This is a genomic window from Aliidiomarina sp. B3213 (assembly GCF_003290085.1).
Lineage (GTDB): Bacteria > Pseudomonadota > Gammaproteobacteria > Enterobacterales > Alteromonadaceae > Aliidiomarina.
Genome location: NZ_QMKJ01000016.1, coordinates 1 through 327 on the forward strand (window position 1 = coordinate 1; position 327 = coordinate 327).

Consider the following 327-nt stretch of genomic DNA (forward strand, 5'->3'; position numbering starts at 1 on the left):
TGAGGGCCGTCTCTGCGAGTAAAGATAGAGACATGGATAGGAAGAAGGTGCTTCTACGAAACAAATCTCCAAGCCTTTCTTTATTGATGAAACAACGCTTCGTCAGTTTTGTTCTAGAAGTCACAACCTCCGGGCTTACTTTGGTTAAGGATTTCGCACTCTTCTTGTGTGGCTTGAATGCGAGATCCACAGCTCTTTCTAGAGTATTTTGATTGAACAAAAGTCTATTCCTCTGGCAATTCGAACGGAATAGTTTCGGTACGACAAGAGACAATAGCCATAGTTGATAAAGACGTTCTACTATAAAGAAAGCAAGAGGAAGTAGAC

Annotated in this window: 1 protein-coding gene; it reads right to left on the bottom strand. The window is 41.6% G+C overall.

From position 1 onward, the window contains the following. A partial coding sequence (locus DQX04_RS12630) for a hypothetical protein (protein WP_207801120.1) occupies window positions 1–220 on the bottom strand: 220 nt, incomplete at its 3' end. Window positions 221–327: the final 107 nt, after the last annotated feature.